This window comes from Plantactinospora sp. B5E13 (assembly GCF_039871775.1).
Taxonomy (GTDB): domain Bacteria; phylum Actinomycetota; class Actinomycetes; order Mycobacteriales; family Micromonosporaceae; genus Plantactinospora.
This window is the reverse complement of the sequence record NZ_JBDPLT010000038.1, coordinates 1-17733: the sequence shown is the minus strand read 5'-3', so window position 1 is coordinate 17733 and position 17733 is coordinate 1. Positions and strand designations below refer to the sequence as shown.

Here is a 17733-nt window from a genome sequence, read left to right as displayed (position 1 = left end):
CGGCCCGAGATGCCGGCCCCGCGTCCGACGACTCCGGACGGGGCGGGCGGGCATGTCCTGCTCGCCCCGGACAAGTTCAAGGGTTCGCTGAGCGCCGCCGAGGTCGTCCGGTATCTCACCGTGGGTCTGCGCCGGGCCTGCCCGGCCGTCGAGGTACGCGGCTTCCCGGTGGCCGACGGCGGGGAGGGCACCCTCGACGCGGCGCTCTCGGCGGGCTTCACCCGGGTGCCGGTCCGGGCGACCGGGCCGACCGGGGAGCCGGTGGTGACCGCCTACGCCCGGCGCGCCGGGGCGGCGGTGGTCGAACTGGCCGACGCCTGCGGGCAGCGTCGGCTGCCCGGCGGACGTGCCGACCCGTTGCACGCCGGCACCCACGGCGCCGGTGAGGTGGTCCGGGCGGCACTCGACCACGGCTGTACGGAGGTCGTGCTCGGACTGGGCGGCAGCGCCAGCACCGACGGGGGCGCGGGGCTGGCCGGCGCGCTCGGGGTACGGCTGCTCGACGAGCACGGTGCGGAACTGCCGCCCGGCGGCGCCGCCCTGCGTCGGCTGCACCGCATCGACGCCTCCGGGCTGCATCCGGCGGTCCGGCGTACCCGGTTCGTGCTGGCCAGTGACGTGGACAACCCGCTGCTCGGCCCGACCGGGGCAGCCGCCGTCTACGGTCCGCAGAAGGGTGCCACCGAGGCCGACGTCGCCGTCCTGGAGGTCGGGCTGGCCCGCTGGGCCGAGGTGGTCGACAGCCACCTGCCGGCGGTGGCCCGACAGGCCGGAGCACCTGGAGCCGGCGCGGCCGGTGGGGTCGGCTTCGCCGCGCTCGCCTTCCTCGGCGCCACCTTCCGGCCCGGCATCGAACTCCTGCTCGACCTGCTCGGCTTCACCGCCCTGCTTACCGGCGCCCGGTTGGTGGTCACCGGCGAGGGCTCGCTGGACGGGCAGAGCCTGCGCGGCAAGGCTCCGGTCGGGGTGGCGTCGGCCGCCGCCGGGCGCGGGGTGCCGACCGTGGCGGTGGTCGGCCGGCTCGCGGTCGGCGAGGACGAGCTGCGGGCGGCCGGGATCGGCCGGGCGTACCCGCTCACCGACCTGGAGCCGGATCCGGAGCGCTGTGTCGCGGAGGCACCCCGGCTGGTCGAGCAGACGGCCGCCCGGGTCGCCGCCGACTGGCTGGCGCCGTCCGGCCGCCCCGGGCCCGACCGCTGACCGGGGCGGTTCCCTGCCGTACACCTCGCCTCCCCGGCAGGGAACCGCCCCGGTGCCGCCGCTGTCAGGGCCTCTTCGCGACCGTGTACCGGACGACGTCGGTACGCAGGACGTCGCCGGAGACCTTCACGATCCGAAGGGTGTGTACGGCGTCCGTCAGGCCGGTGACCGCGAACACCGGTCGGGCGGTGACCCGGACGTCGTTCGAGAGGTTCACCCGCTCGACGAGCCGGCCGTCGAGGTAGACGTCGGCCTCGCCCTGGTCGGGGCCGAGCGCCGTCCGCCACTCGACTCCGACGCCACGGAAGGTGAAACTCACGGCCGCGCCGTTGTCGGTTGTCGAGTGCACGTCGTCGCGGTGGTCGCCACGGAACCGGAAGTCGAGGACGGTGTCGCCGACCGGCCGGCCCGCCAGGAAGCCCTTCCGGATCGTCACGACCCGACCGTCGACGGTGTAGTCGGTTCCCCGGACCAGTTCCGCCCCGCCTCCGGCGACCGCGACGAGTTCGCCGGGATCGCGCCCGATCTCGACGGTGACGTCGGCCTGCGCGGACGGCCGCTTGTCAAACGTCGCCGTGGTGGTGCTCAGCAGGCTCTCCTGCCGCACGTCGAGCTTGTCGAGCAGCATGAACGACCCCGAGCGCTTCACACCCCGGATCGTGTGGGTGCCACTGGGCAGGTCGGAGACGCTGTACACCACCTGCTGCGCCCTGCGCCCCTCGGCGGGGTCGAGGTGGGTGCTGACCGTCTGCTTGAACTCGCCGTCCAGGTAGATGTCGACATCACCCTGAGACTCGTGGGTTTCCGTCACGTAGTCGACGCCGGTGCCGACGAAGGTGTACTCGAAGGAGTCACCGTTGGTCTCGGTGTAGTGCACGTCGTCCTCGTGGTCACCGAACCCGCGGTTGCCGCTGCGCCCCCACGAGCCCGTGTAGACGATCTCGGAACTGTTGTTGTTCACCGGGATCGTCCGTACGGCGGAGGTCTCCGACCGCCGCGGAGCGTCGGGCGTCGACGAGTCCGTCACGTCGATCGTCAGCTGTTCCGAGACCGCGGGCACCTCACGGTTGCCGTTGCGCTGCCACGCACCCTCGTACGACATCCGCAGGTCGTCGTCGTTGACGCCGATCGTCGAGTTCTTCTGCGGCGTGACGGTGAGCAGCCGGACCCCGTGGATCGGCAGTCCGGTCGCGACGAAGCCGGTCCGGAACTCCCCGAGATCCTTCCGGGCCCACAGGTCACGTACCTCGGCGGGACCGGTCAGCCCGAGGTCAGCCCAGTTCACCGCGACGTCCGCCTCGGTGGAGCCGAGGTTGAACAGGGCCACGGTGAACGTGCTGTCCTCGTTGAGCGAGTACCAGACCTGCCGGTTGGTCCTGGTCGACAGGGGTTGTGCGGGTCGTCCGGCCTGGTTGACCGCGATCACCTCGCGGTTGGTGAGCAGTTCGAGGCCGTACGGGTCGAGCCGGGTCAGGTCGTTGCCGAGGTAGAACGGCGCGGCGGAGATCGCCCAGAGGGTGGCCGCGGTGCGCCGCTCGTCCCGGGTGAGTCCGTCCATCGTGCCGTTGCCGACGTTGAGGGAGTCGAGGTCGTTCCACCCGCCCGGTCCGCCGTGCCGCCACCACTCGGCCAGCCGGGGGAAGAGCCGGGCGACGTTCTGCCAGTTCGTGAGCGCCTCGCCGGTGCAGTAGCACTCGACGTCCCAGTCGATGCGCCAGCCGTTCGCGTACTGCTTCCAGTAGTCCGCGTACCGGATGTCGAGCGCCCAGGAGAGTTCGAGCCAGATGCCGTGCCGGGCGAGCGCCTGCGACCAGGCCCTGACCTCGTCACGTGCGTCGAGGGAGAGGTCGCTGACGCCGGAGCCCGGGGTCACGCTGTCGAACTTCAGGAAGTCGACGCCCCATTCGGCGTAGAGGTCGGCGATCGAGTCGACGTAGGCCTGCGCGCACGGGCCGGAGAAGTCGATCCGGTGTCCCAGGCCCCAGTAGTCGCCCTTCTGCAGCGGGCGGACGGGCAGGTCCCCGGTGGTGCAACCCGGGGCGCCGTGGATGGGAACGTCGGCCTCGACCAGTGCCGGTGAGATCCCCGGGATCCCGTACAGCCCGAACTTCTGGCCGTTGGCGTGGACGTGGTCGATCACCTCCTGCAGCCCGTTCGGATAGAGCGTCCGGCTCGGCACCGGGCGGCCGTGGTCGTCCGTACCGCCGTTCCAGCCGGCGTCGACGTTGATGTACTCGTAGCCGTACCGCTGGAGTTTCTGGTGCATGGCGTCGGACTGCGACTTGAGCTGGTCGGCGGTGATCCAGCCGCCGCCGTTGGGGGTGTACACCTGCATGCTGTAGCTGCTCCAGCCCATGTAGGGCCTGCGCGCCCGTTCCCCGGCCGGGGCGTACGGGTCAGCCACGGTGACGGCGGTGCCGGGTGTGGCGGCGGTGGCGCCGGGCACCGTGGCGGCGGTGCCGGGTGTGGCGGCGACCGGCGATGTGGTCGCCACCGGCTCGGCGAAGGCCGCGGCGGAGGGCGGTCCGACCGGCAGGAGGGCGGCGACGGCCAGCCCCACGAACGCGCCCCGCGCCGCTCTGGCGCCGAGGGGGAGGGTCATGAACATGTGCCTCTCTGTCTGACAGCTCGTCCCGGCGGAGGGGACGGATCGACACCGGGGCTCGGGAGTCACGAGTCACCGGAGTTGTCACCCCGGCCCGATGGCGCGCCGAGGTGGTGGCCGACCAGCGGCCACTGTGGAAACCTGGCGGAAACCATCGCCTAAATACTTCACGCCGTCAAGTATTGATTCGGGTCGGCGTCGCTCCTACCCTCGGTGCGGCCCGCTCGACGACACGGAGTCGCCGGGCCGCGCTGCCATGCCCACGATCAGCCGAGGCGGAGGAGTTCGACCTCGCCGGTGCCGTCCCACTCCGGCGGTACGACGGCGAGCGCGTCCGCCCCGGCGGCGCCCCGGAGCGAGCCGGGACGGTCGTGGTGCAGCGGGGTGGCGGTGGCACCGGTCCGCAGCACCGGAACCAGCCGGGTGTCGTGCGGATGGCTGGCCACCGGCCCGGCCAGGGTGCTGGTCAGCGGTGGGGGTTCGGTACGGCCGGCGAGCCGCCCGAGCAGCGGCACGAGCAGGGTCAGTGCGGCGGCCAGTGCGGCGTACGGGTTTCCGGGCAGGCCGACGACGTACCGGCCGTCCGGCAGGATCGCCAGGAGTTGCGGATGCCCGGGTCGGCAGGCGACCCCGTGCACCGGCACGTCGGCGCCGAGGGTGTCGAGCGCCCCGCGCAGGTGGTCGGCGGCACCGGCCGAGGTGGCCCCGCAGACCACCAGGACCTCGGCGTCGGAGCGGAGCAGGGCGGCGACCAGTGCCGCCCGGTCGTCGGCGACCCGGGTCTCCCAGGCCGGCTCGGCGCCGGCGGAGCGGAGCAGCCCGGGCAGCATCGGCCCGATCGCGTCCCGGACCTGCCCCGGAGCGGGCAGGCCGCTGGTCCGCAGTTCGGCGCCGGTGACCACCACGCCGACCCGGGGGCGGCGGTGCACGGTCAGCGTGTCGTGGCCGAGGCTGGCGGCGAGACCGAGCAGGACCGGGGTGACGACCGTGCCGGCGGGCAGCACCTCCCGGCCGGTCGGGCAGTCCTCGCCCCGACGGCGTACGTGCCGACCGGGTTCGATCTCGCCGGTGACCGTTCGGCCGTGTCGGACGGCGCGTTCGTACGGCAGGACGGCGTCGGCGCCGCCCGGCACCACGGCACCGGTGGCGATCTCGACCGCGTATCCGGGCAGCAGGGCGACCGGCGGGTGCGGGTCACCGGCGAGGACCCGTCCGGTGACCTGCCACGGTCCGGGGCCGGCGACCGCGTACCCGTCCATCGCGGCGGCGTCGTAGGCCGGCAGCGGGGAGAGGGCGACCAGGGGTGTCGCCAGGGCCGCACCGACCGCGTCGGCCAGGGGTGTCTGGACCGGTGGGAGGGGGCGGGCCGTGTCGCGGGCGTACCGCCGGGCCTGCTGCCAACCGGTGGCGCTGACCGTGCCGAGTCTCATCCGCGCTCCTCGCCGCTCGTCCGCACCAGTATCAACGACATCGGCCGGCCTGGCCGATCGATCTGGACAGTCGCCGGTCGCGTGATAGAGAATAGTGCACTCGACATACTGTATACAGTGGCCCGGTTGGAGGAACCCATGGACTCCAGCGATCACCCCGCCCCGGTACGCGAGATCAGCGACCTCTACGGCCGCCGCTACCGGATCGGCGAGAGCGACCGCGCCCTGCTGGGGCGCTCCCGATCGTGGATGACCCGGCTGCCCTGGGCCGCGATGCTGGCGATCAGCCTCTTCCAGTACGGCTTCGGCGCGGCCCTGCCCACCCTCACCGAGGCCAACGGCTGGAGCCTCTGGCAGGCGTTCGGCGTACTCGGGCTGTGGGTGGCCTGCCAGGCCGCCAGCTCACCACTCGGCGGCTGGCTGTACCAGCGACTGCGGGTCCGGCTCGCCGTACCGATGCTGGTCGGGGCGGCCGGCTGCGCGGTCGCGTTGGTCACCCTGGCGCACCGTACCGACCTGGCCAGCGTCCTGCTCGGCTATTCGGTACTCGGCGGGTTCGGCGCCGGCCTGGTCTACATGACCTGCGTCGCCACCGTCACCGAGTGGTTCCCCGAGCGGATCGCGGGCCGGGTCGCCATGGTCAGCGCCGCCTTCGGGTACGGCGCGATCCCGTTCGTGGTCTTCGCCGGCTACGCCCTCGACCCGGGCAACCGTACCGCCGTCCTCGACGGCACCGCGGTGGCCGTCTTCCTGGTCGTCGGGCTCTGTGGACTGTTGATGCGCCGACCACCGAGGAACTGGTGGCCGGTGGAGATCGATCCACAGCGGTGGGCGGTCGACCGCCGGATCAACCGGAGCATCCCGCACAACCGGCCCGCCGTCCGGCCGTACCCGCCGAGGGCGGCGTGGCGCAGCGGCATGCTGCCGATGATGTTCGTGGTCGTGGTCCTCACCGCGGCGATGGCGCTGTTCGACATCGCGTACCTCGCCGGTTCCGCGCACGCCGGTCGGCTCTCCGCGCTGGCCCTGGTGGCCGCGATGAGTGCGCTGGCCGCGTCGAACGGCATCGGACGGGCGGTGACCAGTTCCCTCTCCGACCGGATCGGGCGGCGGGGCACCCTGGGGCTCGCCCTGCTGGTCGGTGGGGTGGCACAGTTCGGGCTGCTCGCCGCCGCGGCCAACAACAACCACCCGGCGGTCGTGGTGGGCTTCGCGGCGGCGGCCGGCGCCGGTACCGGAGCCGGGTACTCCCTGTTGGTCAGTCTGGTCCGGGACTGGTTCGGCGACGACGCGACGGTGCCGAACTACGGGATCGTCTACACCGGCAAGGCGGTCGGCGGCGTACTCGGAATTCTGCTCGCCGGGCTGGTCGTGACCACACCGGATTCTGTCGTACCGTTCGTGGTAGCCGGTTGCCTCGGTCTGCTCGGCGCGGCGCTGACCCGGTGGATGCGTCAGCCCGGGCTCGCCGTGGTCCGGCTGCCGTCGCCACTCGGCGTCGACCGCGTCTGACGCGCGGAGACGGCGTACGGGTGACCGGTGGTCCGCGGTGACGCGGGTGCGGATCCCGCGACGCGGTGTGCCCGGTGTGCCGGGCCGGAGAGGATCGGTGGTGGCGGGATGGGACGGGTGACGAGTCGACGCCGGGTCGTCCGGATCGTCGACGGGGTACGCAGCGAGCCGGTCGACACCCTGGCGGCCGAGGAACCGCTGGAGATCCGGGTGAACGGCCGCTCGCTGGTGATCACGATGCGCACGCCGGGCGACGACTTCGACCTGGCGGCGGGGTTCCTGGTCAGCGAGGGGGTGGTCCGGGCCGGCACCGAGATCGCCAACATCCGCTACTGCGCCGGCGCCACCGCCGACGGGGTGAACACCTACAACGTGGTCGACGTGGTGCTGGCCCCGGGGGTGGCGCCACCGGACCCGTCGTTGGAGCGCAACTTCTACACCACCTCGTCCTGCGGGCTGTGTGGCAAGGCGAGCCTGGAGGCGGTGCGGACGATCGCCGCCTGGTCGGTCCGGGACGACCCGGTGCGGATCGATCCCGCGGTGGTCAGCACCCTGCCCGACACCCTGCGCAACGCGCAGCGGGTCTTCGACCGGACCGGCGGACTGCACGCCGCCGGGCTCTTCTCCGCCGACGGCCGGCTGCACTGCCTGCGTGAGGACGTGGGCCGGCACAACGCGGTCGACAAGGTGGTGGGCTGGGCGTTGCGCAACAGCCGGGTGCCGTTGCGCGGCACCGTGCTGATGGTCAGCGGCCGGGCCTCGTTCGAGCTGGTCCAGAAGGCGGTGATGGCCGGCGTACCGGCGCTGGCGGCGGTCTCCGCGCCCTCCTCGCTCGCCGCCGAGCTGGCCGAGGACTCCGGTCTGACCCTGATCGGCTTCCTGCGCGGTGCGTCGATGAACGTGTACGCCGGTGCGGACCGGCTCGTGCGGCGGGACCGTACCGAGGCCCCAGCCTGACCGAGCCTAGGCTCCTTTTCGCGCGGTTGTGGCTTCCTTGGTCCCTGTCCTCCTGGATACTGCCGGTAACGGCGGTATGTCGGATATGGCTGGAGGCCGCATGAGTCGAGACGACGGACACCGGGGCGCCGGACGGACGGTCACGCCCACCGGCGCCACCGGGATCGACCTGACCCTGACCGTCAACGGAGCCCTCCGCGACCTGCGGATCGACAACCGGGTCACCCTGCTCGACGCGCTCCGCGACGAACTCGGGCTGACCGGCACCAAGAAGGGCTGTGACCAGGGCGCCTGCGGGGCCTGCACGGTGCTGGTCGACGACCGGCGGGTGCTGGCCTGCCTGACGCTGGCCGCCCAGTGCGAGGGCCGGCGGGTGACCACGATCGAGGGACTCGCCGAGGACGGGCGACGGCACCCGCTCCAGGACGCCTTCCTGCGCCACGACGGCTTCCAGTGCGGCTACTGCACCCCCGGCCAGATCATGTCGGCGGTCGCCCTGCTCCGGGAGGGCCGAGCCGGCAGCGACGAGGAGATCCGCGAGTTCATGAGCGGCAACATCTGCCGCTGCGGCGCCTACCCGAACATCCTCGCCGCGATCCGCGAGGTCGCCCGTGAGGCGGTGGGATAGCCGTGCGCCCGTTCGAGTACCTGCGCCCCGACGACGTGGGCGCGGCGGTGGCGCTGGTCAGTGCCGACCCCGCCGCGCAGTACCTGGCCGGCGGCACCACCCAGGTCGACCTGATGCTCAAGGACGGCATCCTCGACCCCGAGCGGCTGGTCGACATCACCCGGCTGCCGCTGCACGGGATCACCGCGGACGACCGGACGCTGCGGGTCGGCGCGCTGACGACGATGGAGGAACTGGCGGCCGACCCCACCGTGGCCCGCCGCCTCCCGCTGGTCCGGACGGCACTGCTCGCCGGGGCCTCGGCCCAACTGCGCAACATGGCGACGATCGGCGGCAACCTGTTGCAGCGCACCCGGTGCCGGTACTTCCGGGATCCGACCGTGCCGGACTGCAACAAACGGCGACCATCGTCGGGCTGCGCCGCGATCACCGGCGCGGCGGCCCGGATGCACGCCATTCTCGGCGCGGGCGAGACCTGCATCGCCCTGCACGCCTCGGACCTCTGCGTACCGCTGGTGGCGCTGGACGCCGTGGTGGAGGTACGCGGTGTCGACGGCGGGCGGCGGATCCCGCTGACCGAGTTCTACGTCCTGCCCGGTGAGCGGCCGGACGTCGAGACCGTACTGCGGCACGGCGACCTGGTCACCGGGGTGGAGGTGCCGCTACTCCCATCGACGGCCCGGTCGCTCTACCTGAAGGTGCGTGACCGCGCCTCCTACGAGTTCGCGCTCGTCTCGGTGGCCGCCGTGCTGACCGTGGAGGACGGGACGATCACCGAGGCCCGGGTCGGGCTCGGGGGCGTCGGGACGGTTCCCTGGCGGGCCCGGGCCGCCGAGGCGGTGCTGACCGGCGCGGCGGCGACCACCGCGACCTACCGGTGGGCGGCCGAGGCCGAGATCCACGACCCGTTCACCGTGCCGGGTACGGCGTTCAAACCGGAGCTGGCCAGACGGACGATGGTCCGGGCGCTGGAGACCGTCGTGGGGGACCGGCCATGACCATGACGGAACCGACGCGGGTGGTCGGGGCCGGACTGGACCGGGTCGACGGACCGTTGAAGGTGGCCGGCGCGGCGCCGTACCCGTCGGACGTCAGGTATCCGGCGATGGCGCACGCCGCGCTGGTCCGGTCCACCGTCGCCGCCGGCCGGATCGCCGCGATCGACACCGCCGCCGCCGAGGCGCTGCCCGGGGTGCTGGCGGTGCTCACCCACCACAACGCCCCACGGCTGCGGCCGGGGCCGGAGAACAACCTCGGACCGACCCCGCCGCCACCGCTGCAGGACGACCGGATCCTGCACAACGGGCAGTACGTGGCGGTGGTGGTCGCCGAGCAGGCGTACCAGGCGACGGACGCGGCCCGGTCCGTCACCGTCACGTACGAGCGGGCCGAGGCCGCCCTGGACATCGACGACGACCGGGGCGAGTTGAAGATCGACCCGTTCGGTTTCGACGGCGGACGGGGTGACCTCGACGCCGGACTGGCCGCCGCGGACGTGGTGCACGAGGCGACGTACACCACGGCGGAGAACACCAACAACCCGTTGGGGCTCTTTGCGACCGTGGCGGCCTGGGACGGCGACCGGGTCACCGTGCACGACTCCACCCAGTGGACGTCCAACGTGCGTACGACTTTGGCCCAGGTGTTCGGTCTGCCGGAGGCGGCGGTCCGGGTCTACGCGAAATACGTCGGCGGCGGCTTCGGGTCGGGGCTGCGGGTGTGGCCGCACACCGTGCTGGCGGTGCTCGCCGCCCGGGTCGTCGGGCGGCCGGTGAAGCTGGTGCTCTCCCGCCCGGAGATGTTCACCGGGGTCGGCCACCGGCCCAACACCGTGCAGCGGATCCGGATCGGCGCCCGCCGGGACGGTGGGCTGGTCGCCCTCGACCACGAGGCCGTGCAGACCGTCGCGATGGAGGACGAGAACCCGGAGCCGGTCGCGGCGGTCAGCGCCAACGCGTACGCCTGCCCGAACGTGCGGTACCGGGACCGGCAGCGGCGGCTGCACATCCCGTGCCCGGGGTCGATGCGCGCGCCGGGGGAGGCGCAGGGCAACTTCGGGCTGGAGTCGGCAATCGACGAACTCGCCCACCGGCTCGGGATGGACCCGCTGGAGCTCCGGTTGCGCAACTACGCCGAGGTCCAGCCGCAGTACGGCCTGCCCTGGTCGAGCAAGGCGCTGCGCGAGTGCTACACGGTCGGGGCGGACCGGTTCGGCTGGTCGCGGCGGGACCCACGGATCGGTGCCATGCGGGACGGCCGGTGGCGGGTCGGTTACGGCATGGCCGGGGTGAGCTACCTCTGGTGGCAGATGCCGTGCGCGGCGCGGGCCACGATCAGCCGGGACGGCACCGGCTACGTCCGCAGCGCCGCGACCGACATCGGCACCGGGACCTACACGGTGATGTGGCAGCTCTCGGCCGAACTGCTCGGACTGGACCCGGACCGGGTCCGGTTCGACCTGGGCGACTCGGACATGCCACCCGCACCGCAGGCGGGCGGGTCGGGGCTGACCGGTGCGCTGGGCAATGCGGTGTACGACAGCTGCCGCAATCTCCTGCGGCGTTTCCTCGACCGGGTCGCCGACGATCCTGGCTCGCCGCTGCGCCGCTGCACCGTGGACGACGTCGCGGTCAGCGGTGGGCGGATCCACCACCGGACCGACCCGCGGCGGGGGGAGAGCTATGTCGCGATCCTGGAACGGCACCGGCTCGACGAGCTGACCGCCGACGGGGCGAGCAGCCCGCCCGAGGCCCAGCAGGTCGGGATGGCACCGGCCGGGGCCTTCGCGGCCAAGTTCGTGGAGGTGCACGTCGATTCCGAACTGGGGCTGATCCGGATACCCCGGGTGTTGTCGGTGGTCGACGGCGGGCGGATCCTCAACGAGAAGCTGGCCCGTAGCCAGATCATCGGCGCCACGGTGGGCGGGATCGGCCAGGCGCTGTTCGAGGAGACCCGCACCGACGCCCGGACCGGGCGGGTGGCGAACGCCAACCTCGGCGACTACCTCGTCCCGGTGCAGGCCGACATCGGTGACCTGGACGTCGTTTTTGTCGGTGGTCCGGACCGGCTGACCCCGGTCGGTACCAAGGGGGTCGGCGAGGTGGGCCTGCCGGGGACGGCCGCCGCGATCGCCAACGCGGTCCACCACGCGACCGGGGTACGGATCCGGTCCCTGCCCATCACACTCGAACAGCTGATCGCCCCGAGCTGATCGGCTCGGGCTGATCGGCTCGGGCTGACCGGCCCGGCGGGGTGGCGGCGGACGTGGGGCCGGTCGGGGTCCGGGCGGAGGTGTCGGTCTCCGCCCGGACCTGCGCCGACCGGCGCGGTGGCGCCGGAGCCCGCCTGCCGAGTTCGGCGGGCGCCGGCCGCTCGCGGTCGGTCAGCGCGCGAGCAACGTCTCCCGCATCAGCGCGGCGGTCTCGGACGGCGTCCGGCCGACCCGCACCCCGACCGCCTCCAACGCCTCCTGCTTGGCCACCGCCGTCCCGGAGGAGCCGGAGACGATCGCGCCGGCGTGCCCCATCGTCTTGCCCTCCGGGGCGGTGAAGCCGGCGACGTAGCCGACCACCGGCTTGCTGATGTGCTCCCGGATGTAGTCGGCGGCCCGCTCCTCGGCGTCGCCACCGATCTCGCCGATCATCACGATCGCGTCGGTCTCCGGGTCGTCCTCGAACGCCTGCAGGCAGTCGATGTGGGTGGTGCCGACGATCGGGTCGCCGCCGATGCCGACGCAGGTGGAGAAGCCGAAGTCGCGCAGTTCGTACATGAGCTGGTAGGTGAGGGTGCCGCTCTTGCTGACCAGCCCGATCCGCCCCCGCTTGGTGATGTCGGCCGGAATGATCCCGGCGTTGGACTGGCCGGGACTGATCAGTCCGGGACAGTTCGGCCCGATGATCCGGGTACGGTTCCCGGCCGCGCTCGCGTACGCCCAGAAGGTCGCGGTGTCGTGCACCGGGATCCCCTCGGTCAGCACCACGGCGAGGCCGAGTTCGGCGTCGACCGCCTCGATCACCGCCGCCTTGGCGAACCGGGGCGGTACGAAGACCACGGTGACGTCGGCGCCGGTGGCCTGGACCGCCTCGGCGCAGTTGTTGAAGACCGGGATGTCGTCGACCTGCTGGCCGCCCTTGCCCGGGGTGACCCCGGCGACGATGTTGGTGCCGGCGGCGACCATCCGCCGGGTGTGCTTCGTGCCCTCGGTACCGGTGATGCCCTGCACCAGCACCCTGCTCTTCTCGGTAAGGAAGATTGCCATCGTGCTCACGCCCCCTTGCCGGCGAGTTCGGCGGCGAGCCGCGCCGCGCCGTCCATCGTGTCCACGGTCCGTACGCCCTCCAGCGCGGCCTCGGCGAGGATCCGCCGGCCCTGCGCTGCGTTGTTGCCGTCCAGCCGGACGACCAGTGGTTTGGTGATCGTCTCGCCCCGGGCGGTGAGCAGCCCGACCGCCTGGACGATGCCGTTGGCGACGGCGTCGCAGGCGGTGATCCCGCCGAAGACGTTGACAAAAACGCTCCGGACGTCGGGGTCGCCGAGGATGATCTCGAGCCCGTCGGCCATCACCTCGGCGGAGGCGCCGCCGCCGATGTCGAGGAAGTTGGCGGGTCGTACCCCGCCGTACTCCTCACCGGCGTAGGCGACCACGTCGAGGGTGCTCATCACCAGGCCGGCGCCGTTGCCGATCACCCCGACCTGGCCGTCGAGCTTGACGTAGTTGAGGTGCTTCTCGGTGGCCCGGACCTCGAGCGGGTCGGTGGCGCTGTTGTCGACGAACTCCCCGTGGCCGGGCTGGCGGAACCGGGCGTTGCCGTCCAGGGTCACCTTGCCGTCCAGGGCCCGGACGGTGCCGTCGGCGAGCCGGGCCAGCGGGTTGATCTCGACCAGGGTGGCGTCCTCCTTGCGGAACACGTCCCAGAGCCGGACCAGGATGTCGACCACGGCACCCCGTACCTCGTCGGGCAGGTCGGCGTCGGCGACCAGCCGGCGTGCGGTGTCGGGGTCGAGGCCACGGGCCGGGTCCACGTGCAACCGGGCGAGTGCCTCCGGGTTCTCGGCCGCCACCTGTTCGATGTCGACGCCGCCCTGCCGGGAGACCATCGCCAGGAAGGCCCGCTGCGAGCGGTCGAGCAGCAGTGAGGCGTAGTACTCGTCGACGATCTCGCTGGCCTCGGTGACCAGCACCTTGTGCACGGTGTGGCCCTTGATGTCCATGCCGAGGATCGCGCTCGCGACCTCCCGGGCCCCGTCCGGTCCGTCGGCCAGCTTCACCCCGCCGGCCTTGCCCCGGCCGCCGGTCTTCACCTGGGCCTTGACCACCACCCGGCCGCCGATCTCGGCGGCCGCGGCGTACGCCTCGTCAGGGGTGGTGGCGACGCGGTTCCGGCTGACCGGTACGCCGTGTTTGGCGAACAGTTCCTGTGCCTGGTGCTCGAACAGATCCACCGGGTCTCCCTTCTCTTCGACCTCTTGGTGGTGGTTGGTCCCGCTCGCGGGTGTACGTCGACCGGGATCGGACATCGGGATCGGAGGTGGAACGTGGAACCGAGCGGCGGGTCCGCCGACGGGGGGAGTGGGGTCGGACGCCGGTGCCGGGCCGTGGCCGTCCCGGCGAACCGGGGGGCAGGTCCGTCCGCGCCGCCGGGCGGGAGTCCGGTCTGCCGGCCCGCCGGGCGGTCACGCGGAAAACGTCTTGCTACCCCCTAGACACTCCGCTGTTACATGCGCCACGATATTGCCTACCCCATACGGTATGCAATCCTCGAAGGTGGGCGGAGATCCGGACGTCGGACCGCGACAGTGGTCACACAACGGATCCCTCGCACCACGATCGGCAACGCATGGCGCGGCGCGTACAGGAGGTTCGCTCATGGGTAAGGCACTGGAGGGCGTACGGGTCCTCGACATGACGCACGTACAGTCCGGTCCCTCGTCCACACAACTGTTGGCGTGGCTGGGCGCGGACGTCATCAAGCTGGAGGCGCCCGGACAGGGGGACATCACCCGTGGCCAGCTCCGCGACCTCCCCGACGTGGACAGCCTCTACTTCACGATGCTGAACGCCAACAAGCGGAGCATCACCCTGAACATGAAGCACGAGCAGGGCAAGGAGGTCTTCACCAAGCTGGTGTCCGAGGTGGACATCCTGGTGGAGAACTTCGGCCCCGGCGTCGTCGAACGGTTCGGCTTCCCCTGGGAGCGGCTGCAGGAGATCAACCCCGGTCTCATCTACGCCTCCATCAAGGGCTTCGGCCCCGGGCGGTACGCCAACTTCAAGGCCTACGAGGTGATCGCCCAGGCGATGGGCGGCTCGATGAGCACCACCGGCTTCGAGGACGGCCCGCCGACCGCCACCGGCGCGCAGATCGGCGACTCCGGCACCGGCATCCACCTGGTGGCCGGCATCCTCGCCGCGCTCTACCAGCGCACCCACAGCGGACGCGGCCAGCGCGTCCAGGTCGCCATGCAGGACGCGGTGCTCAACCTGTGCCGGGTCAAGCTCCGGGACCAGCAGCGGCTGGCCCACGGCCCGCTCGGCGAGTACCCGAACGAGAGCTTCGGCGACGAGGTCCCACGCTCCGGCAACGCCTCCGGCGGCGGCCAGCCCGGCTGGGCGGTGCGCTGCGCCCCCGGCGGCCCGAACGACTACATCTACGTCATCATCCAGCCGGTCGGCTGGAAGCCGATCTGTGAACTGATCGGCCGCCCCGAACTGGCCGACGACCCGGCCTGGAACACCCCGCAGGTGCGCCTGAACAAGCTCGACAAGGCGTTCGCGCTGATCGAGGAGTGGACGGAGAAGCACACCAAGTGGGAGGTCATGGAAAAGCTCAACGCACACAACATCCCGTGCGGGCCGATCCTGTCGACCAAGGAGCTGATCGAGGACGAGACCCTCGCCGAGCTGGGCTCGGTGGTGGAGGTCGCGCACCCGACCCGGGGCACGTACAAGACGGTCGGCAACCCGCTCAAGCTCTCCGACTCGCACGTCGAGATCGAGCGCTCGCCGCTGCTCGGTGAGCACACCGCGCAGGTCCTGGCCGAGCTCGGTTACGACGAGCGGCAGGTCGGCGAGCTGCGCGCCGCCGGCGCCGTCTGAGGCCCGCGACCGCCGACCGAACCAGACCCGCCCGCCGTAACCGGCGGAATGTGACGTCCCTAAGGAGACGACAGAGAATGCCAGTGAACGACAGCAGCTACGACCGCGAGGCCGTACGGCGGGTGCTCGACCAGGTGAAGGCCGAGGGCCGGACCTCGCTGACCGCGCCCGAGGGCCGGCTGGTGGTGGAGGCGTACGGGATCAGCACTCCCGGCGAGGGCCTGGCGACCAGCGCCGACGAGGCGGTGGCGCTGGCCGGACGGATCGGTCTGCCGGTGGTCCTGAAGATCGTGTCGCCGGACATCCTGCACAAGACCGAGGCCGGCGGGGTGCTGGTCGGACTGCACACCGCCGAGGCGGTCGCGGCCGGCTACCAGACGATCATCGACAACGCCCGGGCGTACCGGGCCGACGCCACGATCGTCGGAGTCCAGGTGCAGCAGCAGCTCGACTCCGGCCACGAGGTCATCGTCGGTACGGTCACCGACCAGACCTTCGGCAAGGTGGTGGCGTTCGGCCTCGGCGGCGTGCTGGTCGAGGTGCTCAAGGACGTCACCTTCCGGCTCGCCCCGACCGACACCACGACCGCGCTGTCGATGATCGACGGGATCGCCTCCGCCGAGATCCTGCGCGGCGTACGCGGTGCCGAGCCGGCCAACCGGGAGATCCTCGCCGACCTCATCGTCCGGGTCTCCGACCTGGTCACCGACTTCCCGGAGCTGGCCGAGGTCGACCTCAACCCGGTGCTGGCCACCTCGACCGGCGCCACCGCGGTCGACGTACGGATCCTGATCGACGAGGAGGCCGCGAAGCAGCCGGAGCGGTTCTCCGAGGAGGAGATCCTGGCCAGCATGAACCGGATCATGCGGCCCGCCTCGGTCGCGGTGATCGGGGCCTCCGCCGAGGCCGGCAAGATCGGCAACTCGGTGATGAAGAACCTGGTCAACGGCGGCTACCAGGGCGAGATCTACCCGATCAACCCGAAGGCCACCGAGATCCTGGACCGCAAGGCGTTCAGGAGCATCGCCGACGTACCCGGCCCGGTGGACGTCGCGATCTTCGCCATCCCGGCCAAGTTCGTACCGGCCGCGCTCGAGGAGGTCGGCGCCAAGGGCGTCGCCGGGGCGATCCTGATCCCGTCCGGCTTCGGCGAGACCGGCAACCACGAGCTGCAGGCCGAGGTGGTGGCGATCGCCCGCCGGCACGGGGTACGCATCCTCGGACCGAACATCTACGGCTACTACTACACGCCGGAGAACCTGTCGGCGACCTTCTGCACCCCGTACGACGTCAAGGGCGGAGTCGCGCTCACCTCGCAGAGCGGCGGCATCGGGATGGCGATCCTCGGCTTCAGCCGCTCCGCGCAGATGGGGGTCTCCTCGATCGTCGGGGTCGGCAACAAGTCCGACATCGACGAGGACGACCTGCTCACCTTCTTCGAGAGCGACCCGAACACCCAGCTGGTCGCCATGCACCTCGAGGACCTGAAGGACGGCCGGGGCTTCGCCGAGACCGCCCGCCGGGTGTCGAAGACCAAGCCGGTGATCGTGCTCAAGGCCGGCCGCACCTCGATGGGCGCCCGGGCGGCCAGCTCGCACACCGGTGCGCTCGCCGGTGACGACAAGGTCTACGACGACATCCTCCGCTCCAACGGCGTGATCCGCGCCCCCGGCCTCAACGACCTGCTGGAGTACGCCCGCGGAATTCCGCTGCTGCCCACCCCGCAGGGCGAGAACGTCGTCATCATCACCGGCGCCGGGGGCTCCGGGGTGCTGCTCTCCGACGCCTGCGTCGACAACGGGCTCACCCTGATGGAGATCCCGGCCGACCTCGACGAGGCGTTCCGGAAGTTCATCCCGCCGTTCGGCGCGGCCGGCAACCCGGTGGACATCACCGGCGGCGAGCCGCCGTCGACGTACCGCAACACCGTCGCGCTCGGCCTGTCCGACCCCCGGATCCACTCGCTGATCCTCGGCTACTGGCACACCATCGTCACCCCGCCGATGGTCTTCGCCGAGCTGGTCGTCGACGTGGTCAACGAGTTCCGGGCCAAGGGCATCCACAAGCCCGTCGTCGCCTCGCTCGCCGGCGACGTCGAGGTGGAGCAGGCCAGCGAACACCTCTACCGGCACGGGATCGTCGCCTACCCGTACACCACGGAGAAGCCGGTCGCCGTGCTCGGTGCCAAGTACCGGTGGGCACGCTCCGCCGGTCTGCTCGGTGGTTGACCGGGCGACCGTCGCACCAACGGACCTTTCCCGACCCGGTCCGTCGCGGCGACCGGCTTCTCCGTGGTGTACGGGTA

At 71.9% G+C, this 17733-nt stretch carries 12 protein-coding genes; 8 read left to right on the top strand and 4 right to left on the bottom strand.

Annotated features, from left to right (window positions below; all coding sequences use genetic code 11):
* Positions 1-9 precede the first annotated feature (9 nt).
* Positions 10-1200, top strand: a complete 1191-nt coding sequence (locus ABGB05_RS26935) for a glycerate kinase (protein WP_347656613.1) — start codon at positions 10-12, stop codon at positions 1198-1200.
* Positions 1201-1264: 64 nt separating this feature from the next.
* Here the strand turns inward: ABGB05_RS26935 and ABGB05_RS26930 are convergent, their stop codons facing one another.
* Positions 1265-3802, bottom strand: coding sequence for a X2-like carbohydrate binding domain-containing protein (locus tag ABGB05_RS26930; protein ID WP_347656611.1), 2538 nt, complete (start codon positions 3800-3802; stop codon positions 1265-1267).
* Between the two features lie 269 nt (positions 3803-4071).
* Complete coding sequence (locus ABGB05_RS26925; protein ID WP_347656609.1) at positions 4072-5235, bottom strand: molybdopterin molybdotransferase MoeA; 1164 nt, start codon at positions 5233-5235, stop codon at positions 4072-4074.
* Positions 5236-5373: 138 nt separating this feature from the next.
* Here ABGB05_RS26925 and ABGB05_RS26920 point away from each other — a divergent pair, with 138 nt between their 5' ends.
* From ABGB05_RS26920 to ABGB05_RS26900, 5 genes are all read left to right on the top strand, one after another.
* Entirely contained in the window at positions 5374-6747 is a 1374-nt protein-coding gene (locus tag ABGB05_RS26920; protein WP_347656607.1) for an OFA family MFS transporter, read from the top strand.
* Between the two features lie 108 nt (positions 6748-6855).
* Positions 6856-7704: a formate dehydrogenase accessory sulfurtransferase FdhD gene (fdhD, locus tag ABGB05_RS26915; RefSeq protein ID WP_347656605.1), complete on the top strand. Its 849-nt coding sequence runs from the start codon at positions 6856-6858 to the stop codon at positions 7702-7704.
* A gap of 100 nt (positions 7705-7804) precedes the next feature.
* Positions 7805-8332: a (2Fe-2S)-binding protein gene (locus ABGB05_RS26910; RefSeq protein ID WP_347656603.1), complete on the top strand. Its 528-nt coding sequence runs from the start codon at positions 7805-7807 to the stop codon at positions 8330-8332.
* 2 nt (positions 8333-8334) lie between these two features.
* A complete protein-coding gene (locus ABGB05_RS26905; protein WP_347656601.1) occupies positions 8335-9330 on the top strand; it encodes a xanthine dehydrogenase family protein subunit M in 996 nt (331 codons plus the stop codon).
* Positions 9327-11543, top strand: a complete 2217-nt coding sequence (locus ABGB05_RS26900; protein ID WP_347656599.1) for a xanthine dehydrogenase family protein molybdopterin-binding subunit — start codon at positions 9327-9329, stop codon at positions 11541-11543. The genes ABGB05_RS26905 and ABGB05_RS26900 overlap by 4 nt, the downstream gene beginning before the upstream one ends.
* Before the next feature lie 171 nt (positions 11544-11714).
* Here ABGB05_RS26900 and sucD read toward each other — a convergent pair whose 3' ends face one another.
* On the bottom strand, positions 11715-12590 hold the full coding sequence (sucD, locus tag ABGB05_RS26895; protein ID WP_347656597.1) for a succinate--CoA ligase subunit alpha: 876 nt from the start codon (positions 12588-12590) through the stop codon (positions 11715-11717).
* Positions 12591-12595: 5 nt separating this feature from the next.
* On the bottom strand, positions 12596-13774 hold the full coding sequence (sucC, locus tag ABGB05_RS26890) for an ADP-forming succinate--CoA ligase subunit beta (RefSeq protein ID WP_347656595.1): 1179 nt from the start codon (positions 13772-13774) through the stop codon (positions 12596-12598).
* A gap of 424 nt (positions 13775-14198) precedes the next feature.
* Between sucC and frc the strand changes: the two genes are divergently transcribed.
* Together frc and ABGB05_RS26880 are read left to right on the top strand one after the other, a co-directional pair.
* A complete protein-coding gene (gene frc, locus ABGB05_RS26885) occupies positions 14199-15428 on the top strand; it encodes a formyl-CoA transferase (protein ID WP_347656593.1) in 1230 nt (409 codons plus the stop codon).
* A 77-nt stretch (positions 15429-15505) separates the two neighbouring features.
* Complete coding sequence (locus ABGB05_RS26880) at positions 15506-17656, top strand: acetate--CoA ligase family protein (protein WP_347656591.1); 2151 nt, start codon at positions 15506-15508, stop codon at positions 17654-17656.
* Positions 17657-17733: the final 77 nt, after the last annotated feature.